At 69.0% G+C, this 22,414-nt stretch carries 22 protein-coding genes; 15 read left to right on the plus strand and 7 right to left on the minus strand.

Annotated elements, in window-relative coordinates; genetic code table 11:
* Positions 1-164 precede the first annotated feature (164 nt).
* On the minus strand, positions 165-1,577 hold the full coding sequence (locus KHC27_RS00095; RefSeq protein WP_246518583.1) for a RidA family protein: 1,413 nt from the start codon (positions 1,575-1,577) through the stop codon (positions 165-167).
* On the opposite strand from KHC27_RS00095, the gene KHC27_RS00100 reads away from it, so the two are divergent.
* The 6 genes from KHC27_RS00100 (at position 1,576) to KHC27_RS00125 (ending at position 8,343) form a co-directional block, all read left to right on the plus strand.
* A complete protein-coding gene (locus KHC27_RS00100) occupies positions 1,576-3,219 on the plus strand; it encodes a gamma-glutamyltransferase family protein (RefSeq protein ID WP_213333748.1) in 1,644 nt (547 codons plus the stop codon). The two genes, KHC27_RS00095 and KHC27_RS00100, sit on opposite strands and share 2 nt — an antisense overlap.
* A gap of 347 nt (positions 3,220-3,566) precedes the next feature.
* The gene (locus KHC27_RS00105; protein ID WP_213333750.1) at positions 3,567-4,424 is read left to right on the plus strand and encodes a substrate-binding periplasmic protein; all 858 of its coding nucleotides are present in this window, start codon (positions 3,567-3,569) and stop codon (positions 4,422-4,424) included.
* 18 nt (positions 4,425-4,442) lie between these two features.
* Positions 4,443-5,159 carry an amino acid ABC transporter permease gene (locus KHC27_RS00110; RefSeq protein WP_213333752.1) on the plus strand — a complete coding sequence of 239 codons (717 nt, stop codon included), beginning with the start codon at positions 4,443-4,445 and terminating at the stop codon, positions 5,157-5,159.
* The gene (locus tag KHC27_RS00115; protein WP_213333754.1) at positions 5,156-5,923 is read left to right on the plus strand and encodes an amino acid ABC transporter ATP-binding protein; all 768 of its coding nucleotides are present in this window, start codon (positions 5,156-5,158) and stop codon (positions 5,921-5,923) included. The genes KHC27_RS00110 and KHC27_RS00115 overlap by 4 nt, the downstream gene beginning before the upstream one ends.
* A gap of 97 nt (positions 5,924-6,020) precedes the next feature.
* Entirely contained in the window at positions 6,021-7,331 is a 1,311-nt protein-coding gene (locus tag KHC27_RS00120; protein WP_213333757.1) for an NtaA/DmoA family FMN-dependent monooxygenase, read from the plus strand.
* A 121-nt stretch (positions 7,332-7,452) separates the two neighbouring features.
* Positions 7,453-8,343, plus strand: coding sequence for a helix-turn-helix transcriptional regulator (locus KHC27_RS00125; RefSeq protein ID WP_213333760.1), 891 nt, complete (start codon positions 7,453-7,455; stop codon positions 8,341-8,343).
* A 121-nt stretch (positions 8,344-8,464) separates the two neighbouring features.
* Here the strand turns inward: KHC27_RS00125 and KHC27_RS00130 are convergent, their stop codons facing one another.
* From KHC27_RS00130 to KHC27_RS00145, 4 genes are all read right to left on the minus strand, one after another.
* Positions 8,465-8,722 carry a hypothetical protein gene (locus KHC27_RS00130; protein WP_213333763.1) on the minus strand — a complete coding sequence of 86 codons (258 nt, stop codon included), beginning with the start codon at positions 8,720-8,722 and terminating at the stop codon, positions 8,465-8,467.
* Positions 8,723-8,923: 201 nt separating this feature from the next.
* Complete coding sequence (locus KHC27_RS00135) at positions 8,924-9,082, minus strand: hypothetical protein (protein ID WP_213333765.1); 159 nt, start codon at positions 9,080-9,082, stop codon at positions 8,924-8,926.
* Positions 9,083-9,120: 38 nt separating this feature from the next.
* Positions 9,121-9,750 carry an SH3 domain-containing protein gene (locus KHC27_RS00140; RefSeq protein WP_213333767.1) on the minus strand — a complete coding sequence of 210 codons (630 nt, stop codon included), beginning with the start codon at positions 9,748-9,750 and terminating at the stop codon, positions 9,121-9,123.
* 210 nt (positions 9,751-9,960) lie between these two features.
* The gene (locus KHC27_RS00145) at positions 9,961-10,935 is read right to left on the minus strand and encodes a LysR substrate-binding domain-containing protein (protein ID WP_213333769.1); all 975 of its coding nucleotides are present in this window, start codon (positions 10,933-10,935) and stop codon (positions 9,961-9,963) included.
* 162 nt (positions 10,936-11,097) lie between these two features.
* Here KHC27_RS00145 and KHC27_RS00150 point away from each other — a divergent pair, with 162 nt between their 5' ends.
* From KHC27_RS00150 to KHC27_RS00190, 9 genes are all read left to right on the plus strand, one after another.
* Positions 11,098-12,594, plus strand: a complete 1,497-nt coding sequence (locus KHC27_RS00150) for a sugar ABC transporter ATP-binding protein (protein WP_213333771.1) — start codon at positions 11,098-11,100, stop codon at positions 12,592-12,594.
* Positions 12,591-13,571 (plus strand): ABC transporter permease, encoded by a 981-nt coding sequence (locus tag KHC27_RS00155; RefSeq protein WP_213333773.1) that lies wholly within the window; start codon positions 12,591-12,593, stop codon positions 13,569-13,571. Before KHC27_RS00150 ends, KHC27_RS00155 begins: the two co-directional genes overlap by 4 nt.
* The gene (locus tag KHC27_RS00160) at positions 13,568-14,545 is read left to right on the plus strand and encodes an ABC transporter permease (protein ID WP_213333774.1); all 978 of its coding nucleotides are present in this window, start codon (positions 13,568-13,570) and stop codon (positions 14,543-14,545) included. Before KHC27_RS00155 ends, KHC27_RS00160 begins: the two co-directional genes overlap by 4 nt.
* Positions 14,542-15,492 (plus strand): substrate-binding domain-containing protein, encoded by a 951-nt coding sequence (locus KHC27_RS00165; protein WP_213333775.1) that lies wholly within the window; start codon positions 14,542-14,544, stop codon positions 15,490-15,492. The genes KHC27_RS00160 and KHC27_RS00165 overlap by 4 nt, the downstream gene beginning before the upstream one ends.
* 18 nt (positions 15,493-15,510) lie before the next feature.
* On the plus strand, positions 15,511-16,419 hold the full coding sequence (locus KHC27_RS00170) for a polysaccharide deacetylase family protein (RefSeq protein ID WP_213333776.1): 909 nt from the start codon (positions 15,511-15,513) through the stop codon (positions 16,417-16,419).
* Complete coding sequence (locus KHC27_RS00175; RefSeq protein ID WP_213333777.1) at positions 16,416-17,276, plus strand: aspartate dehydrogenase; 861 nt, start codon at positions 16,416-16,418, stop codon at positions 17,274-17,276. The genes KHC27_RS00170 and KHC27_RS00175 overlap by 4 nt, the downstream gene beginning before the upstream one ends.
* 12 nt (positions 17,277-17,288) lie before the next feature.
* Complete coding sequence (locus KHC27_RS00180; RefSeq protein ID WP_213333778.1) at positions 17,289-18,074, plus strand: SDR family oxidoreductase; 786 nt, start codon at positions 17,289-17,291, stop codon at positions 18,072-18,074.
* Positions 18,075-18,090: 16 nt separating this feature from the next.
* Positions 18,091-18,807: an RraA family protein gene (locus tag KHC27_RS00185; protein WP_213333779.1), complete on the plus strand. Its 717-nt coding sequence runs from the start codon at positions 18,091-18,093 to the stop codon at positions 18,805-18,807.
* Positions 18,808-18,873: 66 nt separating this feature from the next.
* Positions 18,874-20,202 (plus strand): amidase family protein, encoded by a 1,329-nt coding sequence (locus tag KHC27_RS00190; RefSeq protein ID WP_213333780.1) that lies wholly within the window; start codon positions 18,874-18,876, stop codon positions 20,200-20,202.
* Positions 20,203-20,293: 91 nt separating this feature from the next.
* Here KHC27_RS00190 and KHC27_RS00195 read toward each other — a convergent pair whose 3' ends face one another.
* Both KHC27_RS00195 and KHC27_RS00200 read right to left on the minus strand, forming a co-directional pair.
* The gene (locus KHC27_RS00195; RefSeq protein ID WP_213333782.1) at positions 20,294-21,541 is read right to left on the minus strand and encodes an SfnB family sulfur acquisition oxidoreductase; all 1,248 of its coding nucleotides are present in this window, start codon (positions 21,539-21,541) and stop codon (positions 20,294-20,296) included.
* Between the two features lie 27 nt (positions 21,542-21,568).
* Positions 21,569-22,381, minus strand: coding sequence for an ABC transporter ATP-binding protein (locus KHC27_RS00200; RefSeq protein WP_213333784.1), 813 nt, complete (start codon positions 22,379-22,381; stop codon positions 21,569-21,571).
* Positions 22,382-22,414 lie beyond the last annotated feature (33 nt).

The raw sequence follows: 22,414 nt of genomic DNA on the forward strand, positions 1-22,414 counted from the left end.
GGCTCGCAAGGAAGCGAAGCGCGCCAAGTTCATGGGGCGCCCGTTGCCGAAACAGCACCCCTATGCCGTCATCCCGACCTGGGTCCCGTTCTGGGTCGCCCGGCTCCTGAGCCCCGTCGTAAACCGTCTTTGACCGGTTCTCCGGCCGAGGAGGGCCGCCGACCTCAGCTCGGCGAAGCCTGTGGGACGAGGGTGCCGATCCCCTCGATCTCGATCTCAAGGCCGGTGAGGCCGAGGCGCGCCAGCGGCACGAGGGTGAGAGCGGGAAGTCCTGCCGGGAAGAACGGCGTTATTTCTTTCAGCACGCGGGTGATGTCGTCGTCTCCGCCTTCCGTGGCAATGAAGACGGTCACCTTTGCGAGGTCGCCAATCCCGGCGCCGAATCCGGCGAGAATGCGGTCGATCCACTCCATCGTGTTGCGCGCCTGGGCGGCGAGATCGCCGGGGTAGACCGCTTCTCCCCGCGGATTGGCGCAGATCTGGCCCCCGAGGATGAGCAGGTCGTTGATCTTCAGGCCCTGCTCGAACGACACCGGAACCGGCCAGTCCCATATCCCTTCCGGCCAGCTTGTGTCGCGAGGGGCGGCGAGTCCCTCCGGCGTCGCGACACCGATCGCTTCCTGCCGGAGCAGCAGGCCGCCGGGATAGGGACCGGGAACCGGCACACCGGTCGCGCCGGGCCCCGGCTTGCGGAACGCGTCGGAACGGACCCGCGCCGCCATGGTCCAGTCTTCCGTGGTGCCGTGCCCGACATAATAGGTGTTGAGCTTCGCGACGCAGGAGAGGTCGGCGCCAAGGCCGCCGAGCGCCGCACCGATATGGCCGATCGTCACCCGGGCCTGCCCGACGATGTCGCCCTCGTGCAGCGTGGCTCCCGCCTCGTCCCGCGACATCTGTGCCCCCACGAAGACGAGATCACCGGCGCGGATCGCCGCGCTGAACCCGGGTTCATGGCACGCGGCCGACGCGGGTGCGGCCTCGCGGCGAGCGTTCCGGGCGCCGTGCGGATGAAGCGCGATGGCTTCGATCTGAACGAGCGCGCCGCCCACCAGCGTATGCAGCGGGATCGCGGTGACGACCGGCCGCGGATCGGCCGGGAAGGCGGCGCCGATGCGGGCCAGGATGGCCGGTTCGCTGGCGATCAGCGAGCGGTGGTAGAACACGCCGAGCTTGACGACATCGGCCACCGTCGCGCCCGCCTCGGACAGGGCGGCGACGACCCCGGCGACCGCCTGATCGATCTGGTCCTCCAGCCCGTCCCCCGCCGTGCCAAGCTGCGCCGACACGAACACGATGTCCTGCGCGCGGCTGTGCGGTCGGGCACCCAGGTCGTGGGGCGAGCGATAGCGGGAGGTGAGCGTCATGTGCGGGGGCCTGTCGCTGTGGGGCAGGGGGCGGTGGCGCCGCCACTGCCGGGAAGGCTGCAGCATAGACAGGCGTTTTCTATTCTCCACATGAAACGGAATCCAATTCGCGAGAAAACGATCTAGCATCCTGCAGGCGCTATGGACCGTCATCTGCGTGCGGCATCGCAGGACGGCCGGAGCGGCCGACACAGAAGGAATCCGCACCGGCATGACACAGTCCCGGGGGCCGGCATGGCCGCATCTCGATTTCTACGAGGACTTCCCGCTGCTGGCCGGGTACCGGCCGGTGCTTGGCGACCAGGGCATGGTGTCCTCGCCCCACGCCGCCGCTTCCGCGATCGGTCGTGATGTCCTCAGGGCGGGTGGCAATGCGGTGGATGCCGCCATCGCCACCAGCGCGGCGCTGATGGTCGCCTGCCCCATGCAGGGAGGGCCGGGCGGCGATGCCTTCTGGCTGATCGCGACGCCGGAGGGCGAGGTGCGTGCGCTCGATGCCTCGGGGCGCGCGCCGGCCCGCGCGGATGTCGCGGAGCTGCGCCGCCTTGGCCATGCGGCGATCCCGCCGCGCTCGGGCTTCGCCGTCACCGTGCCCGGAGCGGTGGATGGCTGGCAGAAGGCGCATGAGGCGTTTGGCAGCCGCCCGCTTGGCGATCTGCTGGAGCCCGCCGCGCGGCTGGCCGAAGCCGGCCCCATCGTCTCGCGGCATCTCCATGCGAGTTTCAAGGTCTGCGAGGCGGAGCTGGCCACCAGCGGCGCGCTGGCGCTGTGGGGCGGGCGAAGCCCGCGCCGCCATGAGCGGCTGCGCCAGCCGGCGCTGGCACGGCTGCTGAGGCGCATCGGCGAGGAGGGCGCCGCCGGCTTCTATCGGGGCGAGATGGCGGGGGCGATCGCCCGTGCGGTTCAGGCTGCGGGCGGCTGGCTGAACGAGGGCGACCTCGCGGCCCATGCGAGCGACTGGGTGGCGCCGATCGAGGGCCGGTTTCGCGACATCACGGTTCTCACCCTGCCGCCATCGACCCAGGGCTTCGGCCTGCTGGCGGCCCTCGCCCGCATCGATGCGCTGCTGGCGGCGGACGCCGACCGCTTCTCTCCGGCGACGGTGCATCTGGAAATCGAGGCCGTTGCCGCCGCGCTGGCGGCGCGGGACCTGTTCAACGATGATCGCGCGCGGCTGACGCGGCGGGTCGAGACGCTGTGGTCGCAGGCCGCCATTGCCGAATTCACGGCGGGGTTCGACCCGACCGGCCGCGGCGCCTCGCGGCAGGACAGCGCCGGCCGCATCACCCGCGGCGACACCGCACATCTCGGTGTGATGGACCGGCAGGGCATGGCGGTATCGCTGATCCAGAGCCTCTTCTTCGATTTCGGCGCCTGCGTCGCCGTGCCGGAAGGCGGCTTCGTGCTGCAGAACCGCGGCGCCTCCTTCCGGCTCGACGGCGACGTCGCCCGGCTGGAGCCGGGCATGCGCCCACCCACCACGCTGATGCCGAGCCTTCTCTTTCGGCAGGGACACCTGTCCCACGTCCTCGGCTGCATGGGCGGCGATGGCCAGATGCAGACCCAGGTGCAGCTCATCCTCGACATGTGTGTGGCCGGTCTCGACCCCCAGCAGGCGGTCTCGCGTCCGCGCTGGTATCTCGACCGCGCGGCCGGGGAAGGGCCGCGCCTCGTGGTCGAAGCGGGTGTCGATGCCGCGCTGGTCGAGGCGCTGCGGGCGAGGGGCCATGAGGTCGAGCGCACCGGGCCGCTGCAGGACCTGATGGGCCATGCCCAGGTGATCGCGTGCGAGGAGGGCGGCGTCCTTGCCGGCGCCGCGGACCCGCGCTCGGACGGGCAGGTCGCGGCCGTCTAGAGGCTGATCCGGTCCGGCTGCCGACGTCTGAGCGGCGAATCGGTTTCGACCTGCGGGACGGGGCAGCCGTCGGCCCGCTCGCGCCGCCGGCTGCTGAAACAGGCCCCCAGTCACCACACCGCGGCATGTGCTACCCGGGGTAGGGGGCAGGGTGGGCGTGCCACCGGCCGGCGGTTCTCACCTCCGAACGCGCCGGAAAACGTTACCGCGACAGGGCCGGGAAGGCCTCCGCAGTACCCACCTCGGGTTATTGTTGCCCCCTGCGCCCCCCGATGAAATGCCCGCAGCGCCGCGACCGGGCCCACCCGCCCGCTCCCGCGCGACCCCATTCCGGCAGGGAGCCCCTCATGAAATTGGCGATGAAACTAACCGCGCTTGCAGCCCTGGTGTCGCTCTCCGTCGTTTCGGGTGCACAGGCCGACTGCCTCAGCGACATCAAGAAGGCCGGCGTCATCACCGCAGGCAACGGCCTGCTCGGCACCAAGCCCTTCGTGTGGAAGAACGAGGACGGCTCCTATGGCGGCATGGAGTGGGAGATCTTCCAGGAGCTGGGCAAGCGCCTCGGCGTCCCCAAGCAGGAATATGTCATCACCGAATGGACGTCGCTCATTCCCGGCCTGAAGGTCGGGCGCTGGGATATCATCCTCTCCGGCATGGCGGCGACCCAGGAGCGCGTGCAGGGCGCCGGCATCTCCTTCTCGACGCCCTACTTCCTGCTCTACGACTACGTCATCGTGAAGAAGGACTCGCCGATCAAGACGCTGGACGACCTGAAGGGCAAGACCCTGGCGTCCACCCTCGGCACCATGGACTCGATCAACGCCCATGTGCTGGTCGACGCCGGCAAGGCGGGCAAGGTGCTCGACTTCAACGACTTCGGCTCTCCCTTCTCCGCGCTGCGCAACGGCCAGGCCGACGCGGTGGTGATGGACCAGGCGACGCTGCTGGCGCAGGAGGAAACCATGGGTGACCTGCGCACCCTCGGCGAGCCGCTCTACTACAAGTCGAAGCCGGAATGGGCCGCGGCCGAGGAAAAGGCGCCGTACATCCTGGGCGGCACCTCCGTGGGTGTTCGCAAGGAGTGCCCGGAACTTCTCGCGGCCATCAACGAGGCTCTCGCTTCGATGGACGCCGACGGCACCCGCAAGGCCATCCTCAGCAAATACCATGTCTGGGCGCCCTATCAGGAAAAAATGCTGAAGTAGTCGGGCGGAGGCGACGAGATGTATGAGTTTTTCTTCGTCCTGATCCCCCGGCATTTCCCGTTCCTGCTCGAAGGCGCGCTCGTCACACTCGAACTTTCCTTCCTCAGCATGGGCTTCGGCCTCGTGCTGGGGTTGGCGACGGCGCTCGGACGGCTCAGCGGGAAGCCGTGGCTCGACTGGCCCCTGAAGAGCTATGTCGAGATCTGGCGCGACGTGCCGCTGATCGTCCAGCTCATGGTGATCTATTTCACCCTGCCGACGATCGGCATCACGCTGTCGGGCTTCTGGGCGGGTGTGCTCGGTCTCAGCCTCAATCTCGGTGCCTATCTCTCGGAGGTCTTCCGTGCCGCCATCATGTCGATCGACCCCGGGCAGCGCGCCGCGGGCATGTCGATCGGCATGTCCAAGGTGATGATCTATCGCCGGATCATTTTCCCTCAGGCGTTCCGCATCGCCATTCCCACCATCGGGGGATACTTCATCGCGCTGCTGAAGGATTCGTCGCTGGTCTCGTTCATTTCCGTGAACGAGCTCCTGCGAAACGGGAATATCATCATTTCCAATACGTTCCGTAATATGGAAGTGTATATGATGGTCGCTATCATATACTTCGTCCTCAGCTTCACCGCGTCGCGGCTGATCCGCTATCTCGAACACAGCCTGACGCCGCGCTATCTGCGGCGGCAGGGCCGGGCGGCCAAGGCGCTGGCGCCGGAAGTCGCGGTGCTGCCATGACCGATGAACCGCTTCTCAGCGTCAGGGCGCTGCACAAGTCGTTCGGCGCGCTGCATGTGCTCAAGGGCGTCGACCTTTCGGTGCGCTCGGGCGAGGTGTCGTTTCTCATCGGGCCCAGCGGCGGCGGCAAGTCGACCCTGATCCGCTGCATCAACTTCCTCGAGACGCCGAGCCGCGGCGAGATCACCTTCGACGGCCGCTCGCTCTGTCACGAGGATGGGGCGGTCTTCCATGTCGCGCCGGAGCGGGTGCTGCGGGAGGCGCGCAGCGAAATGCCGATGGTGTTCCAGCATTTCAACCTGTTCACCCACCGCACCGTGCTCGAAAACATCATCGAAGGCCCTGTTCTGGTGAAGCGGCGCCGACGCGACGAGGCGATCGCCGACGCCGAGCGCCTGCTGCGGGAGGTCGGTCTCGGCGACAAGGCGGATTTCTACCCCGAGCAGCTCTCAGGCGGGCAGAAGCAGCGGGTCGCCATCGCGCGGGCGCTGGCCATGCGGCCCAAGCTGATCCTGTTCGACGAGCCGACCTCCGCGCTCGATCCTGAACTGGTGGCCGGCATTCTCGACACCATCCGCGGCCTTGCCGATCTCGGCATGACGCTGGTGGTGGTGAGCCACGAGATGTCGTTCGCCCGCAAGCTCGCCGATGTCGTGCACTTCATCGCGGACGGCACCATCGTGGAATCGGGCCCGCCCGACCGCATCTTCGACAACCCCGAGAGCCCCCGGCTCAGCGGCTTCATCCGCTCGATCCTGCATTGAGCGGGGGCGGGGGCTGCCCCGTCCCGCCGTGCTGCGCGGCGCGGGCCCGGCAGCGCGCCCTCGCCACCCTACGTTTCGATCAACCCAGGAATGCGCCATGGCCCAACCCTTCCACCTCGGTCTGTTTCTCCAGGGCTCCAGCGTGCAGGCCTGGGGCCAGCCATGGACCGGGCGCATCGCCGAGACCTGGATGAAGCCGGAGCTGTTCCTCGATGTGGCGCGCTCGCTGGAGCGGGCCTGCTTCGACTACATCCTGCTGGAGGACAGCTCCTATATCGGGGAGAGTTTCGGCGGCTCCCGCGCCATCTATCTCCATAACGGCATTTCGGTGCCCCGGCAGGACCCTTCCGTCGTGGCAAGCCTGATGTCGGCGGTGACCAGCCATATCGGCATCGTGCCGACGCTGGCGACCTTCGCCTACCCGCCCTTCCTTCTGGCCCGCCTCGTGGCGACGCTGGACCAGGTGTCGGGCGGCCGCATCGGCTGGAACATGGTCACGGGCAGCTCGGATTTCGCCGCCCGCAATTTCGGCATGGACAAGCTGACCGAGCACGACCTTCGCTACGACATGGCGGACGAATATATCGACCTCGTCGACCAGCTCTGGAAGTCGTGGGACCCGGATGCCGTGGTGGCGGATGCGGAAACGGGCATGCTGGTCGACAATGACCGGGTGCGGCAGATCGACTTCAAGGGCACGTATTACAGCTCGCGCGGTCCGCTGAACTGTGGTCCCGCCCCGCAGGGCCGCCCGGTCATCGCGCAGGCCGGGGGCTCGGCGCGCGGCCGCCAGTTCGCCTCGAAGCATGCCGACACCATCGTCGCCAGCGTGGTCGGCGCCACCGCTATGCGCGACTACCGCGACGATGTGCGCGCCCGCATGGTCGCCCACGGCCGTGATCCCGACACCTGCAAGGTGATGTTCCTCGTCACCCCGATCATCGCCGGCAGCATGGCCGAAGCGCGGGCAATCCAGGCGGAGCGGCGGGCGGCGGAAGCGCGCCAGATCGACCTCAAGATGGCCTTCCTCGGCAAGATCACCAATATCGACTTCGCCAAGCTCGATCTCGATGCGCCAATCGGCGACCTGACGACGAACGGCCACCAGCAGCTGCTCGACGACTTCAAGAAGGCCGCCGGTAACAAGACGCTGCGGCAAGCGATCGTCTCATTCGACCATAATGGCGACGGTGTCGAGCTTCTCGGCTCCCCCGACGACGTGGCGGCGCAGATGGGCGAGGTCATGCAGGAGGTCGGCGGCGATGGCTTCCTGTTCTCGCTGCCCAACCTGCACCGGCGCACGGTGGCTGAGATCGAGGACGGGCTCGCCCCGGCCCTGCAGAAGAGAGGGCTCATGCGCAAGGCGTATGCGCACGCGCATTTCAGGGACAATCTGCTCGAATTCTGAACGTCTCGTCACCACCGCCGAACGGTGCGTCCCCACGTGCCCGGCCCGTCTGCGAGGCCGGGCACGCCCGGAGCGCTGGCCCTGTTCTTGCTTGAATGTCCCGCAGAGCCGGGAGAATTCGATGCTGACGGATGCAGGACAGCAGGCCTCCTTGACCGCGGCGGACCGGGCCGAGGGCGCGAAGCTCGGAATGTCCTTCCATTCGATCGGCAGGGTCGTCGATAAGCTGGGAACGGACGATTTCCACCGCACGCTGCGGGCGGCCCTGTATGAGATAACCGGCTTCAACAGCTGCGTAATCCTGGCTTTTTCCAGTGTCGATGCGCCGGTTGTGCTGGAACGCTGCTCGACCATCCAGCCGGACCGCTTCCGTCACTGCTACATGCAGCAGGCCTACCGGCTGGATCCGTTCTACATGGCGGCGGTGCAGCGCATGGATATCGGCGTGAGCCGCTGCAATGAAATCTTCGACTATGATTTCGCGGCGAGCGACTACCACAAGCTCTATTACAAGGATGTGCCCCTTATCGACGAGATCGGCATTCTGTGCCCGGTGACGGACCAGCGAACCATCCATATCTCGCTGGGGCGGTGCGACGGTTCGCAGCGTTTCGATCCCTCGGTGCTGGAGAATCTGCACGCCGCGGAGCCGCTGCTGGCCTCGCTGGTGCGGAAGCAGGCGCTGCTGCGGCCGGACCTGTGCCAGCGCGCGGCGCCGCCGAGCCAGACGGCCCGGGCTGAAGCTGTCGACACCTCGTGGCTGCGGCGTTTCAATGCCACCCGCCGGGAGGTCGAGGTCGCCACCCTCGTGCTGCGCGGCCACACCAACGGCTCCATCGCCTGTGTGCTCGGCATTTCCGAGGACACGGTGAAGGTGCACCGCAAGCGTCTTTACGGGAAGCTGAACATCTCCTCGCAGGCGGAGCTTTTCATGAGCTACATGGAAAACCGGACCGACGAGGACCCGGACGCGCCGATGCCGGCCGCGTGCCACCTCCTTCTGGGTCATTGAGGCGGTCGCTGTCCGATCCGCCCGCCGCCCAGCGCGCCGCGCCGCCTTTCCGCGCCGGCCGGATGGAGGCCCGGCGCTCCAGTTCCCCGACCACCGCGCCGCCCCGCCCGCGAGCCGGCGATCATCCGGCCGGAATCGCCGCGCCGCGCGACATAGCTTGTCCGGGCCCGTAGCCCAGCTTCTTCAGCAGGGCCCTGGCCTTTTCGGGGTCATGGTTCGGCCGGTACTTCAGGCAGAACGCCGGGTCGTTGCCGAAGACGCCGCGCGAGACAGAACAGGCTTCCGGCAGCGAAAGGTCGCCATAGATGCCCGTTGCGGCGGGCGGCGGACATGAGGGGGCGATCTCGCGGACGATAAGCCCGCGAGTGGTCCCGCACACGGTCTGATGGTGGTCCGTTTGCCGCCTCCGACGCGGTGTCGTTCCCCGGAGGCGCGTCGCGCGAAGTGCCCTTCCGCTGGGGGCTGAAGCTGATTTAGGCAGGAATGCAAGTCAATCGAATTTCAGAAATGACGATGATATTTCCTGCCTTGAAACTGAAATGATGCCTTTGCCGAAATTCGTTTCAAAAATGGCCCGCCCTCACAGGTCGCCCGGCACCAGGTCGCCCCACTCCTCGTGGATGCGCTCGATGAAGTGCAGCCGGCCTATGGCGTCCTCGCCGATCCGCAGCGCGACCGCCGAATGGTTGGTCATCCCTGCACGGATGGGCAGGACGGCCGGAAGCGGGCTGGCAGCCATCCTGCGGTTTTCCGGGAGCGGACGATCGCGGCGGGGTGTCAGCGGTTGAAGCTGCGCGTCGCGTCGCAGCCCTGGCCGACGCCGCAGCTGCGGGTCGCGGTGCCGCCATAGCGGCCGGTGGAGTTGCGGGTCGCGGTGCACGAGCCGTCGGAGCAGGTGCGCACCTGATCGGTGCTCGCGCCATAATAGCCGGTGGCTCCGCGCGCGCCGGTGCAGGTGCCGTTGGCGCAGGTCACGCCGCGGTAGCCGGAGGTGACATGGGGGGGCGGCGGCGCGTAGGGGGGATAGGCGCCCCAGCGGCCATACCAGGGGTAGGCGCGGTAGTAGGTGTCCCAGTAGGCACGGCCGAACGGCACCACCACGACCCCGACCGCGGGGGCGACCGGCGCCGTGAGAACGACCGGCGCGCCGTGATAGATCACCTGAATATAGCTCGCCGCCACCCAGCCGCGGTAGGGCCCGAAGCCGATGTCGCACCAGCTGTAGCCGCTGACACAGCCATAGGTGGTGATCCGCGTGCCGGCCGGAACCTGCGTCACGGCGGGATAGGAGGTGGAAGGTCCGGCGCGCAGGTTCACATTGGCGGTCGCGACCGCCGGTGTGGCGGCCATGCCGGCAGAGGTGCCGGCAAGCACCAGAAGGGCGGTGAGGATGAGTTTTCTAAGCATGCAGAGGACCTCGTTTGGCAACCTCGCGCGCCGTTGCCGTGCCCGAGGAGAGGTTAAGTCTAGCGCAGGCTTTCCTAACATCGACGTACCATCGCCGAGGCTCCTCCCATCCCCTGTCTCACCCGATCTCCATCGAACCGACGCGCTGCCGCGTCCGGAAACCGGCGGGGGCTGACGGAAGAAGGATTTGGGGAAGCGCCGGAAGCCGCCTCAGGTGCCGGGTGCGAGGGTGGCGTTCCTGCGCAGGGCAACGGCTTCGTCGAGAAGCCAGGAGCGGAAAATCCGTACCCGTGGATCGTCCAGCCGCGATTCGTGGATGAGCAGGTAGTATTCGCCTGCGCTGGCGATCTCGCTTGAATAGGGAATGCAGAGACCTCGCGCACCTTCTTCCTGGGTCAGGAGAATGTCCGGCACCAGCGCAATGCCGCGCCCCTGCCGCGCCGCATCAAGCGCCATGAAGAAATGGCCGAATTGCAGATGGGGGTCGCTTTCGGCCTCGTAGCGCACGCCATTGGCCCGCAGCCAGTCCGGCCAGGCGTAGCGCCGCGTGGTGGTGTGGATCAGCGGGTAGGCGAGGAGATCGGACGCCTCCTTCACCTCGGCCTCCAGCAGCGCGGGCACGCAGACCGGCACCAGCCGATCCGGGAAAAGCTCGTCCGCGTGCACGCCGTCCCAGCGGGTGACCATCGGCAGCTCGATCCGCGGCTGGTTGCGCTCATACCGCCGGCCGGGCAGCCGCCCGACCCGGATGGCGATGTCGGCGTCGTGGGCGAGGAGATCGGCCGCCTCGATCGAGGAGACGATGCGCGCTTCGATCTCGGGATGCCGTGCAATCAGAAGGTGCAGCCGGGGCATCAGCCAGACGGTCGCTATGGTCGGCAGGGCACTGATGGTGACCGCGGGATCGCTGCGCCGGCGCGCCAGCCGCAGCGTGGCGCGCTCCAGCTCGTCGAACACGCCCTCGATAACGCGGAAGAACTGCTCGCCCTCGGCGGTGAGCTCGATCCGCCGGGTGTGGCGGACGAACAGCTCCTGACCGAGCTCGCTCTCCAGCTCCTTCACCTGCCGGCTGACCGCGCCCTGCGTCAGGTGGAGCTCCTCCGCCGCGCGGGTGAAGGAGAGATGCCGCGCCGCGGCCTCGAAACCCTTCAGCGCATTCAAAGGCGGCAGTCGCCTCTTTCGCATTCAGCACCTCCGTCATGCATGAGGCTAGCTCATGCATAAGGCCTGAACAAATCGTTTGTGGCCCACCCCGTCGCCCGGCATCGTGGCGCCATCCGATTTCCACCGACCGCCACCGTCTTCCACCCCATCCCGGAGCATCGCCGCTTCCGGGCGAGGTTTCCCATGTCCTTTTCCGATGAAGCGCTTGTCGCCACCGGCATCGCCAAGACCTATGGCGCGACCTGCGCGCTGCGTGACGCGCGGCTGACCCTGCGGCGCGGCCGCGTCCATGCCCTGCTCGGCGAGAACGGGGCGGGGAAGTCGACGCTGGTGAAGATCCTCGTCGGCGCGGTGACGCCCGACGCCGGGCGGGTCGAGATCGGGGGCGCGGCCGCGTCGCTGGGTTCGGTGCCGCAGGCCATCCGCGCCGGCATCGTCCCGATCCACCAGCATCTCAGCCTGTTCCCGGAATTGAGCGTGCACGAGAACCTCTCTGCCTTCGCCCTGGCGGACGGTGGCCTGTGGGCGCGGCGGCGTCTGGTCGACGCCGCGCGCGCAAAGGCGTGGCTCGCCGACGTCGGCCTCGCCGTCGATCTCGCCGCGCCGCTCGGCAGCCTGTCGCTGGGCGAGCGCCAGCTTGTGGAAGTGGCTCGCGCCCTCAGCCTCGACTGCCGCGTGCTGGTTCTCGACGAGCCGACCGCGGCGCTGAACGCCGGGGAGGCCGAGCGCCTTTTCACCGTGGTGCGCCGTCTTTGCGCGGCCGGAACGGCTGCCCTTTTCATCTCCCACCGCTTCGATGAGATCGAGGCGCTCGCCGACGACATCAGCGTGCTGCGGGACGGGCGCACCGTGATCGACGCGGCCCCGGTCGGCCGGCACAGCCGCTATGAACTGACCCATGCGATGCTCGGCGCCGGCGTCGAAGCCGCCGTCCCGCGGCCCGCCCACCGGGCCGAGCCGGTGCTGGTCGGGCGCGGCTTCGGCGGCGCGCGCGACGGCGGCACCAGCATCACCGTCCATGCCGGGGAGATCGTCGGGCTGGCAGGGCTCATCGGCTCCGGCGCGCTGGAACTCGCGGCGTGGCTGGCGGGTGCCGCCAGCGGCGCAGGGGCGCTCACGATCGCCGGAGAGCCAATAGAGCCGGGAAACCGGGCACGGGCCGCCGCACTCGGCATCGCCTATGTTCCCGCCGACCGCCATGCCGAGGGCCTGTTCGCCGCGCTTTCCGCGCGCCGCAACGTCTCGGTCGCAGCCTTGGGCGGCCTGGCGCGCTTCGGCTGGCTGCGCAGGGCCGCGGAGGCGGAGCGGGTCGACCCGCTGCTGCGTCGGCTGAAGCTGCACCCGGCGCTGCCTGATGGCGAGGCGACGACCTTCAGCGGCGGCAACCAGCAGAAACTGCTGATCGGCCGGTGCCTCGCCCTGCCGGGCCTGAAGGCGATGGTGCTGCTGGAGCCGACGCGGGGCGTCGATGTCGCCGCCCGGGCCGTCATCCATGACGCCATCCGCGACGCCGCGGCATCGGGGGTCGCGGTGCTGGTCGCTACCAGCGACCTCGATGAACTTATGGTCCTCGCCCATCGCTACCTCATCGTCCGCGAGGGTGCACTGGCGGCCGAGCTGCCACGCGCGGCTCCCCGCACCGTGCTGCTGTCCGCCCTGTCGGGGAGCCTTGCGGCATGATGAGCAAGCGCGTGCCCTTTGCCCCCTCCCTACCGCGTCTGTCCCGGCCGCCGGCGGCGGCGCTGGTCTGTCTCGGCCTCTTCCTGCTCTGCTGCCTGCTGGTGCCGCGCTTTGCCACCTACGGCAATCTCGAGAACGTGCTGCGTGTCGGCGCCATTCTCTGCATCGTCGCCTGCGGGCAGGCGATCGTCATCATCCTTGGTGGGATCGAGTTTTCCTTCGGGGCCTCCGCCGCGCTGGCCAGCGTCGTCACCGTGATGGTGCTGCCGGCCGTCGGGCCTGTTGCCGGCCTTGTGGCGGGCGCCGCCAGCGTGATCGGCATAGGGCTGGTGAATGGCTGGCTGGTGGGGCGCATGGTGCTGCCGCCGGTTATCGTGACGCTCGGCACCTTGATGATGGCGTCCGGCGCTGCCTCCTGGCTGGTCGGAGGCTTGCCGCTCGATGCGCCGCCCTCGGCCGTGTTCTCCTGGCCGGCGCGCGGACGTGTCCTCGGCGTTCCCGTGCCGATACTGGCTGCCGTGCTGGCCTGCACGGTGCTGCACGTCCTGCTGGCGCATGGCCGGATCGGGCGGCTCTGGTACCATGTCGGCGCCAATCCGCTGGCCGCCCGCCTCGCGGGACTCGATGCGGCCCGTATCACCCTGCTGGGCTATGCCACCGCCGGTGCCTTCTGCGCGGTCGGGGCGATCATCCTCACCAGCCGCGTCGCCTCCGGCCAGCCGGCCCTCGCGCCGAACCTGCCGTTTGAAACGATCGCGGCCTGCGCCATTGGCGGACTGCCGCTGGCGGGCGGGCGCGGGCATGTGCTCCAGGTGGTGTTCGGCGTCCTCATCGTCGCGATGCTGAACAACGCGGTGGTCCTCATCAACCTGCCGGTCGCCTGGCAACTGGTGCTGCTCGGGCTCGCGGTGCTGGCCGCCGTCGGTCTGCAGCGGGATTGGGCGGTGCTGAAGCGCCTTGCCGGGAGGTCCCGATGACGCGGTTGTCAGATGGTAGCGTCCGCTTTCTCGTCGCACCCGCTTCGATCCTCGCCGCGCTGGCGCTGTTCGGCATCGCCGCGCCGGACTTCCTGACGCCCGACAACGGCTTCAGCATCGCCAGCCAGATCTGGGTCCTTGCCCTGCTCGCGGTGGGGCAGATGTTCGCCATCGCGGTACGCGGCTTCGATATCTCGGTCGGCGCGGTCGCCGCGCTGTCGGGCACGCTGGGCGTGATGGCCGCGAACGCGCTGGGCCTGCCGGCCCTGCTCCTCGCCCTGCCCGTGGGGCTCGCCTGCGGAACGGTGAATGGCTGGCTGGTCGGCCATGCCCGGTTCCAGCCCATCGTCGCCACGCTCGGCACGCTGCTGGCGGTGAAAGGTCTCGCGCTTCTCGTCACCGGCGATGGGCAGGCGGTGCCGCTGACCGCCGGCGACACGGCGGGCCTCGCCTTCGACGCGGTGCTGGGGCTGCCGCCGCTGGGCTGGATCGCTCTCGGCTGCATCGCCGCCGCCCATGTCGTGCTCCGCCACCTCGTCGTTGGCCGGCGCATCCTGATGCTCGGCTCCAACCCGGAGGCGGTGGGGCTGGTGGGCGGCCGGCCGGCCCGCATCGAAATGAGCGCCTATCAGCTCTGCGGTGCCTTCGCCGGACTGGCCGGCGCCCTGATGGCGGCCCGAGCCGGCGCCGGACTGCCCACCGAAGGTGCCGGCATGGAGCTTCAGTCCATCGCCGCCGCGGTGATCGGGGGCACCGCGCTCGCTGGCGGCCGGGCGCAGGTGTGGGCCGTGCTTGCCGGCGCCAGCTTCGTGCAGGTGGTCCTCACTGGCCTCAACCTTTCCGGTGTTTCGCCCTTCTTTGCCCAGATCGCCGTCGGGGCCGTGATCATCGCCTCCGGGCTGATGGATACGGGCCTGCGGTTCCTCCTGTCCGGGCTCTCAAACCCCTTCCAACCCAAAGGAACGTTCCGATGAACCTGTTCCGTGCCGTTTCCCTGGCCGCGCTTCTCCTGTCCGCCTCCGCCCCTGCCATGGCCGGCGAGCCCGTCATCGGGGTCTCCGTCCCTAATCTCGGCTCGTCCTTCTGGATTTCGGTGCTGTACGGCGTCGACACCGCCGCCAAGGCTGACAAGGCGAGGCTGGTGACGCTCAGCGCCGGCGGCGACGCCAATTCCAGCCAGCAGATCTCGCAGATCCAGGATCTCATCCAGCGCAAGGTCGACGCGATCATCGTCGGCGCCACCAATGGCGATGCGGTGAAGGCGGTGGTCGAGCGGGCCGTGGCGGCCGGCATTCCGGTGGTCGGCATCTCCTCGCCGCCCAGCACGGGCAAGCTCGCCGCCGTGGTCAGCGCCGACCATTACGACATGGGCAAGCTGCAGGCCGAGTGCCTGGCCAAGGCGATCGGCGGCAAGGGCGAGGTGGCGATGATGGCGGGGCCGAGCGGGCAGGCCTGGTCCGATCTGCGCGCGCAGGGCTTCCGCGACACGCTCGCCAAGGAGGCCCCCGGCGTGACCATCGTTGCCGAATCCCGCCTTGCCGACAACCGCAACGCCGCCCTGACGACGGCGGATGACTGGATCCAGCGTTTCCCCGACCTTGCCGGCGTCTACAGCGCGACCGACGACATGGCCGCGGGCGTCGTTTCCGCGCTGAAAAGCGCCGGAAAGGGCTCGGTGAAGGTGTCCGCCTCCAACCTCTCGCCGACCGCGCAGCAGATGCTGAAAGACGGCGAGCTCGCCTGCACCTCGATCCAGCAGATCGTGGCGCAGGGCAAGGCGGCGCTGGTCCAGGCGGTGGCCGCCGCGACCAAGGGCAAGGTCGAGGCGAAGGTGGTGACGCCCGCCGTGCTGGTCACGCCGGAGAATGTCGGTAGCGTCGATCTCAGCCTCGTCGTCGCCCCTGCCGATTACCGGCCCTGACCGCCCCGAGATGGTTCCATGCTGCCCTCCCACAACCGCTTCGCCTACTCGCCCATCACCGCACGGCCGGATTTCACCTGGCCCGGCGGCAAGCGTCTCGCCGTCTATGTCGCGCTGTGCGTCGAGCACTTTTCCTATGGCTCCGGGCTCGGCCTCGCCTATTCGCCGGGGCTCAGCCATCCCAATTCCTACAACTGGGGCTGGCGCGAATATGGCAACCGGGTCGGGGGATGGCGGCTGATCGAGCTGTTCGAGGAATACGGCCTGCCACTGACCGTGCTCCTCAACAGCGCCTGCTACGATCACTGCCCCGAGCTGATCGCCGCTCATCGCCGGCGCGGCGATGAGATCGTCGCTCACGGGCGCACCAACTCGGAGCATCCGAACGGCATGGACGAGGCGACCGAGCGCGCCGCCATCGCCGAGGTGACGGCGCGCATCCGCAAGGAGGAGGGCGCCCCTCCCGCCGGCTGGATGAGCCCCGGCGCCCACCCGAGCGCCCGTACCGAGGACCTGCTGGCAGCGGCCGGCTACGGCTACACGCTGGACTGGCCGATCGACGACCAGCCGGTCTGGATGAGGACGGCTGCCGGTCCGCTGCTCGCCATGCCGTACCCGCACGAGGTCAACGACGTGCCGATGGTGGTTCTGCACGACGGCACCGCCACCGCCTTCGCCGACATGGCGATCGACAATCTGGAGGAGATGCTGGCGCAGTCGGAGCGGCAGCCTCTCGTCTTCGGCATCACCATCCACACCTTCATCGTCGGCCAGCCCTTCCGCATCCGCCAGTTCCGCCGGGTGATGGAGGCGCTCGCCCGCCATCGCGAGCGCATCTGGTTCACCACCGCGGGCGGCTGTGCCCGGCACTATGCGTCGCTCTTCCCGGCACCCGAGACGTTCCCTGTTCAAGGCTCGCAGACATGAGTTTCACCCAAGCCGATCCGGCTTCCATCTCGCCGGTGTCCGGGGCACGCCGTGGCGTGCACCGCATCGCCATCGCGGGTCTCGGCGCCGTGGGCCATCGCGTGGCCCGCGCCCTGGACGAGGGTCTGCCGGGTTGCCGGCTGGTCGCCGTCTCCGCCCATGACCGGGCGCGAGCGGCCGAGCGCCTTGCCGATCTCCGGCGCCCGGTGCCCGTCGTGGCCATCGAGGAGCTGGAGGGCCTTGCCGATATCGTGGTCGAATGCGCCCCGGCCGCCCTGCTCCCGGCCATCGCCGGGCCCTTCCTGAAGGCGGGCAAGACGGTGATCGTGCTGTCGTCCGGGGCGATCCTCGCCCATCAGGATCTTGTGGAGCTGGCCCGCGAGCATGGCGGGCAGATCGTCGTCCCAACCGGGGCGCTGCTCGGTCTCGATGCGGTGACGGCGGCAGCCGAGGGGGACATACGCTCGGTCCGCATGGTGACGCGAAAGCCGGTGAAGGGTCTCGTCGGCGCGCCCTATCTGGTGGAGCGCGACATCTCCATCGACAACATCACCGAGCCGGTCTGCGTCTTCGACGGCACGCCGCGGGAGGCGGCCATCGGCTTTCCCGCCAATCTCAACGTCGCGGTGGCGCTGGCGCTCGCGGGCATCGGACCCGATCGCACCCGGCTGCAGATCTGGGCCGATCCGGCGCTTACCCGCAACACCCACACCATCGAGGTCGATGCGGACTCCGCCAGTTTCTCGATGTCGATTGCCAATGTGCCGACGGAAAACCCCAAGACCGGGCGCATCACCGCGCTGTCCGTCATTTCCTACCTTCGTAAGCTCGACGCGCCGCTGCGGGTGGGTTCGTAGAAAGTCATTCCGATGGATCTGGAACTGAAGGAGCGCACCGCGCTGGTTCTCGGCGCGGGCGGCGGGCTGGGGCGCGCCATCGCGCGGACCCTGGCGCGCGAGGGAGCGAGGGTGGCGCTGGTCGACATCGACGCCGATGCGCTGGCCCTTACCGAGGCCGAACTGGCGGCACTGGGGGCGAAGTCGCACACCCGGGTGTGGGATCTCGCCGACATCGCCGCGTGCGAGGGGCATGTCGCGTCCATCGAGGCCGCCCTCGGGCCGGTCGATATCCTCGTCAACAATACCGGCGGGCCGCCGCCGAGCGCCGCGCACGGGGTGGCGCCGACGGTGTGGGAGGGACAGTTCCGCGCCATGGTTCTGTCGGTGATCCATCTCACTGATCGGGTGCTGCCGGGCATGCGCGAGCGCGGATGGGGCAGGGTCATAACCTCGACGTCCTCTGGCGTGATTGCCCCCATTCCCAATCTCGGCGTGTCCAACGCCCTGCGCGCCAGCCTGGTCGGCTGGTCGAAGACGCTGGCGCGGGAGGTGGCCCGGGACGGCGTCACCGCCAACGTGATCCTGCCCGGCCGCATCGCCACCGCCCGCATCCGCTTTCTCGACGAGCAGAAGGCGAAGCGCGAAGGGCGGAGCCTCGAGGCCGTCGTGGCCGAGAGCACGGCCTCCATCCCGATGGGGCGCTACGGCCTGCCGGAGGAATATGCCGACGCCGTCGCCTTCCTCGCCAGCGCCCGCGCCGCCTACATCACCGGATCGGTGATCCGCGTCGACGGTGGCTATCTCCCCAATATCTGATCGAGCGAGACCGCACATGACCACCACGAGCCAAGCCACGGCGCCCGCGCCTGCGGCCTTCACCCCCGAGCAGAAGGCCGACATCCGCCGGCGCTATCTCGCCGTCGACACCTCCAATGTCGCCGACGTGCTCGATACGCTCGGCCTGATGGACCAGAGCCTTTCCGGCGACTTCGCGCCCTATCCCGCGCAGCAGAACCGCATCGCCGGCTGGGCCTACACCATCCGCGGCCAGAAGACGCCCTATCCGCTCGGCGGCGACGCCGACAAGATGACGGCGTGCCACGGCGTCGGCCCCGACGAGCTCACCGTGTGGAGCGGCGACGGCGAGGGCGTATGCTATTTCGGTGAGCTGATCGCGCTCGGCATGAAGGAGCGCGGCTGCGTCGGGGCCGTGATCGACGGCGGCATTCGCGACATCCGCTGGATCGGCGAGCACGGCTTTCCGGTTTTCGCGCGCTACCGCACGCCGACCCAGTCGATCGGCCGCTGGAAGGTGAATGCCTGGCAGGTGCCGGTGGTGTTGCGCGGCGCCACCAGCCGCACCGTGGAGGTGGCGCCGGGCGACTTCCTGCTGGGCGACGAGGACGGGGTGATCGTGATCCCGGCCCGGGTGGTCGAGACCGTGCTCGTGGAAGCCGAGCGCCTGACCCGGATCGAGATGTCGATCAGGGAGGAGCTGGCCGACGGCCTGTCGCTTGCGGACGCGCTGGCGAAGTACGGTCACGTCTGAGCCCCTCAATTCTGCCTGGCGGGCAAAGCCATTGCCGGCCAGGCGCCTCGCCACCCGGAGCCGATCATGCCCCAGAGCCTCGACGATATCGCCGCCGACCTCACTGCCGGCCGCACGGATCCGGTCCGGCTGGTCGAGCGGGCGCTCGACCGGGCCGCCGGGAGCGAGGCGGTGTTCATAACCCTGATGCCCGAACCCGCGCTGGCGCAGGCCCATGCGGCACGCCGGCGATGGGCGGAGGGGCGTCCGCTCGGGCCGCATGACGGCGTTCCGATCGCGTGGAAGGACCTGTTCGAGATCGCCGGCACCCGCACCACCGCCGGTTCGCGGACCCGGCACGACGCGGCGCCCGCACAGGCGGACGCCCCGGTTGTCGCGGCGACCCGGCGCCTCGGTTTCATCCCGATCGGTAAGACCAATCTCAGCGAGTTCGCGTTTTCCGGCCTTGGCGCCAACCCGCATTTCGGCACCCCGACCGCCGACCTGCCGGGAGAGCCCCGCATGCCCGGCGGCTCGTCCTGCGGCTCGGCGGTCGCGGTGCAGCGGGGGATCGTGCCCGCGGCGATCGGCACCGATACGGCCGGCTCGGTGCGGGTGCCCGCGGCCTTCACCGGCTGCGCCGGCTACAAGGCCTCGCAGGCCCGATACGACATGGCCGGCGTATTTCCTCTGGCACACAGCCTCGACAGTCTCGGGCCGTTAGCGTCCAGCGTCGCCGATTGCGCAACGCTGGACGCCGCGATGCGCGGCACCGCATGGCGCCGGCCGTCACCAGAGCCCGGACGCTTCGTCGTCGACGATGCGATTCTGGACGATCCCTTGCTCACGCCGCCGGTGCGCGCCCATTTTGCCGATGTGGTGGACCGGCTGTCGCGCCACGCGCCCGTACGCCGCCAACGGGTAGAGGCCTGGCACCGCTCGCGTGAAGCCATCGCCACCCATGGCTGGCTCGGTGCCTATGAGGCGAGGGCGCTCCACCTGTCGACGCTGAACGGCCCGAACCGCACGCTGGTCGATTCCCGTGTGCTGAGCCGACTCGACGGCGCCGCGCGCATCTCCGCCGAGGCGGCAGCGCATCTCGTCGCCATCCGTTCCGGCGAGATGCAGCGTCTGCGCACCGAACTCGACGGCGCGACGCTGCTTCTGCCGCCGGTCCGGCATGTTCCTCCCCTTATCGCGCCTCTGGAGGCCGATACCGCCCTCTTCGCCGAGGTCAATGTCGCGACCCTCGCATGGACGATGATCGCGAGTTTCCTCGACATGCCGGGCGTGGCTCTCCCGACCGGGTGGACCGCGGAGGGGCTTCCCCTCTCGACCCTGCTCTCTAAGGGTTCGGGTGGCGACGACGCCCTTCTCGCGCAGGCGCTATGGGCGGAGTCGATCCTGCGGGGATGAACGCCGGCGCTTCGGCCGGCCGACGATCCTGAAGGCGCGGGACCCGCCGAAGAACGCGGCGGCCCCGCTCCACATTGAGCGATGCGGCGCCTCAGCTCCAGGCGTGCAGAGGAGGCTTCTCCCCGTTCAGCGCGTGGTTGCCGAGGATCGCATACTTCCAGCGGACGGGGTCGTGCAGCGTGTGCGTCCGCGCGTTGCGCCAGTGACGATCGAGATTGTGCTCGGCAAGCGTCGAGCGGGTGCCGGCCAGCTCGAACAGCTTGTTGGTCGCGGCGATGGCCACTTCGGTCGAGAGTATCTTGGCCTCGGCGGTCACGAGCTGCGCCTGCGCGACGGTGTCGGCGTTGGGGTTCGCCACGGCGGCGTCGATGGCCCAGCCCGCCTTGTCCTGCAGCGCCTGCGCCGCGTGCAGGCGCAGGGTGAGGTCGCCGATGGCCTGGATGGTGTAGGGGTCCTGCCAGGCGTATTCCTGGCCGCTGTCGATCCAGGCCCGCGACCTGTTGCGCACGAAGCGCACCGTTTCGTCGATCGCCGCCTTCGCGATGCCGGTGTCCACCGCCACCTGGATGATCTGGAAGATGGCGCCGTCGGCGGTCGGCTCGACATAGCCCTTGTAGCCCGGCACGAGATGGGTCTTCGGTACCTTCACATTCTCGATCAGGACGGTGCCCGAGAGCGTGGTGCGCTGGCCGAAGCTCGACCAGTCGTCGATGACGGACAGGCCGGGCGCGTTGCGGTCGGCGATCGCGTACCAGGCGCGTCCCTCGTCGTCGAGCGCGACGATCGGCACGAGATGGGCGAGGATGGCGCCCGTCGCATAGAATTTGCGGCCGTTCACCACGACGTGGTCGCCGGCATCGGTGAAGCGGGTCTCGAAATCCGCCGCGCGCTTCGAGCCGAATTCGGAGAAGGCGTTGCCGAAACGGGTCCCCTTCAGGATTTCGCCGAACAGCAGCTTCTGCTGGTCGGGATCGGAGACGGTGCGGATGGCGGCCACCACGCCGAGATGGTTCTGCGAGATCTGGCCGATGGAGGAATCGGCGGCGGAGATGATCTCGACCACTTTGGCGAGGGTGGCGTAGGACACTTCCGGGCCGCCGAACGCCTTCGGCACATTGATGGACCAGAGCCCGCTCTGCGAGAAGGCGTCGAGTTCGGCGAGCGGCCAGATGCGCTCGCGGTCACGCCGCGCGGCTTCCTTCTCGAACTCCGCGGCAAGCTTGCTGGCCACCTCGATGGCCTCGGCGTCGCTCGAAATGATGTGGGCCGGCGTGTCCGGCCGCGGCACGCCGGGCACCGGCGTGCCCTGGATCGTGACGTCGATCTTGGGGACAGTCATGGCGGTTTCCTCGCATGTATGATGGGTTCAGGCGGCCGACCGGCTGTCGCCGCCGAGGGGGCCGTCGCGGTGCGGCGTTCGCAGGCCGAGATAGAAGGCCTTGATATCCTCGCGGGCCCGAAGCTCGGCGGCCGGGCCCTCCAGCACCGCGCGGCCGTTCTCCAGCACGGTGGCGCGGTGGGCGTAGCGCAGGGCCACGGTCGAATTCTGCTCGGCGACGAGGAGGGTCAGACCCTCGGTTTCGTTCAATTTTCTCAAAGTGCTGAAGATGGCCTCGACCACGAGCGGGGCGAGCCCCATGGAAGGCTCGTCGAGCACCAGGAGACGGGGCCGGGCCATCAGCGCGCGGCCGATCGCCGTCATCTGCTGCTCGCCGCCCGAGGTCAGGCCGGCGCTGGTGCGGCGCTTCTCCTTCAGGCGCGGGAAGAAGGCGTAGACCCGTTCAAGGTCGGTCTGTGCCTCGGAGCGGCTGGCGCTGCGACCGAGCGCCCCGGTGAGGAGGTTCTCTTCCACCGTGAGCGATCGGAAGCAATGGCGTCCCTCCAGCACCTGAACGAGACCGCGCCGGACAAGATCCGCCGGGCTGGTCCGCTCGACGATTTCGCCGTCGAAGCGGATGTGACCGCGCGTGATCTGTCCGCGCTCGGCAGGCAGGAGGTGGGAAACCGCCTTGAGCGTCGTCGTCTTGCCCGCGCCGTTGGCGCCGAGCAGCGCGCGTATCTCGCCCCGCCGGACGGCGAGGCTGACGCCGCGCAGCGCGACGATGGCGTGATTGTAGGTCGCCTCCACGTCCTCGAGGACGAGCAGCGGCGCATCTTGGGCAGGGGTCGGACCGGTCATGGCGAAGTCCCGTGGCTGGGCGCGCGGCATGGG

It is taken from the genome of Ancylobacter lacus, from assembly GCF_018390635.1.
Lineage (GTDB): Bacteria > Pseudomonadota > Alphaproteobacteria > Rhizobiales > Xanthobacteraceae > Ancylobacter > Ancylobacter lacus.

Coding starts and splice junctions, on each gene's coding strand:
- KHC27_RS00170 (WP_213333776.1), top strand. CDS start 15,511: ATGCTGCCCTCCCACAACCGCTTCGCCTACTCGCCCATCACCGCACGG.
- KHC27_RS00190 (WP_213333780.1), top strand. CDS start 18,874: ATGCCCCAGAGCCTCGACGATATCGCCGCCGACCTCACTGCCGGCCGC.
- KHC27_RS00105 (WP_213333750.1), top strand. CDS start 3,567: ATGAAATTGGCGATGAAACTAACCGCGCTTGCAGCCCTGGTGTCGCTC.
- KHC27_RS00145 (WP_213333769.1), bottom strand. CDS start 10,935: ATGCGAAAGAGGCGACTGCCGCCTTTGAATGCGCTGAAGGGTTTCGAG.
- KHC27_RS00150 (WP_213333771.1), top strand. CDS start 11,098: ATGTCCTTTTCCGATGAAGCGCTTGTCGCCACCGGCATCGCCAAGACC.
- KHC27_RS00165 (WP_213333775.1), top strand. CDS start 14,542: ATGAACCTGTTCCGTGCCGTTTCCCTGGCCGCGCTTCTCCTGTCCGCC.
- KHC27_RS00200 (WP_213333784.1), bottom strand. CDS start 22,381: ATGACCGGTCCGACCCCTGCCCAAGATGCGCCGCTGCTCGTCCTCGAG.
- KHC27_RS00120 (WP_213333757.1), top strand. CDS start 6,021: ATGGCCCAACCCTTCCACCTCGGTCTGTTTCTCCAGGGCTCCAGCGTG.
- KHC27_RS00125 (WP_213333760.1), top strand. CDS start 7,453: ATGCTGACGGATGCAGGACAGCAGGCCTCCTTGACCGCGGCGGACCGG.
- KHC27_RS00155 (WP_213333773.1), top strand. CDS start 12,591: ATGATGAGCAAGCGCGTGCCCTTTGCCCCCTCCCTACCGCGTCTGTCC.
- KHC27_RS00160 (WP_213333774.1), top strand. CDS start 13,568: ATGACGCGGTTGTCAGATGGTAGCGTCCGCTTTCTCGTCGCACCCGCT.
- KHC27_RS00110 (WP_213333752.1), top strand. CDS start 4,443: ATGTATGAGTTTTTCTTCGTCCTGATCCCCCGGCATTTCCCGTTCCTG.
- KHC27_RS00195 (WP_213333782.1), bottom strand. CDS start 21,541: ATGACTGTCCCCAAGATCGACGTCACGATCCAGGGCACGCCGGTGCCC.
- KHC27_RS00100 (WP_213333748.1), top strand. CDS start 1,576: ATGACACAGTCCCGGGGGCCGGCATGGCCGCATCTCGATTTCTACGAG.
- KHC27_RS00135 (WP_213333765.1), bottom strand. CDS start 9,082: ATGGCTGCCAGCCCGCTTCCGGCCGTCCTGCCCATCCGTGCAGGGATG.
- KHC27_RS00095 (WP_246518583.1), bottom strand. CDS start 1,577: ATGCCGGTGCGGATTCCTTCTGTGTCGGCCGCTCCGGCCGTCCTGCGA.
- KHC27_RS00175 (WP_213333777.1), top strand. CDS start 16,416: ATGAGTTTCACCCAAGCCGATCCGGCTTCCATCTCGCCGGTGTCCGGG.
- KHC27_RS00140 (WP_213333767.1), bottom strand. CDS start 9,750: ATGCTTAGAAAACTCATCCTCACCGCCCTTCTGGTGCTTGCCGGCACC.
- KHC27_RS00185 (WP_213333779.1), top strand. CDS start 18,091: ATGACCACCACGAGCCAAGCCACGGCGCCCGCGCCTGCGGCCTTCACC.
- KHC27_RS00115 (WP_213333754.1), top strand. CDS start 5,156: ATGACCGATGAACCGCTTCTCAGCGTCAGGGCGCTGCACAAGTCGTTC.
- KHC27_RS00180 (WP_213333778.1), top strand. CDS start 17,289: ATGGATCTGGAACTGAAGGAGCGCACCGCGCTGGTTCTCGGCGCGGGC.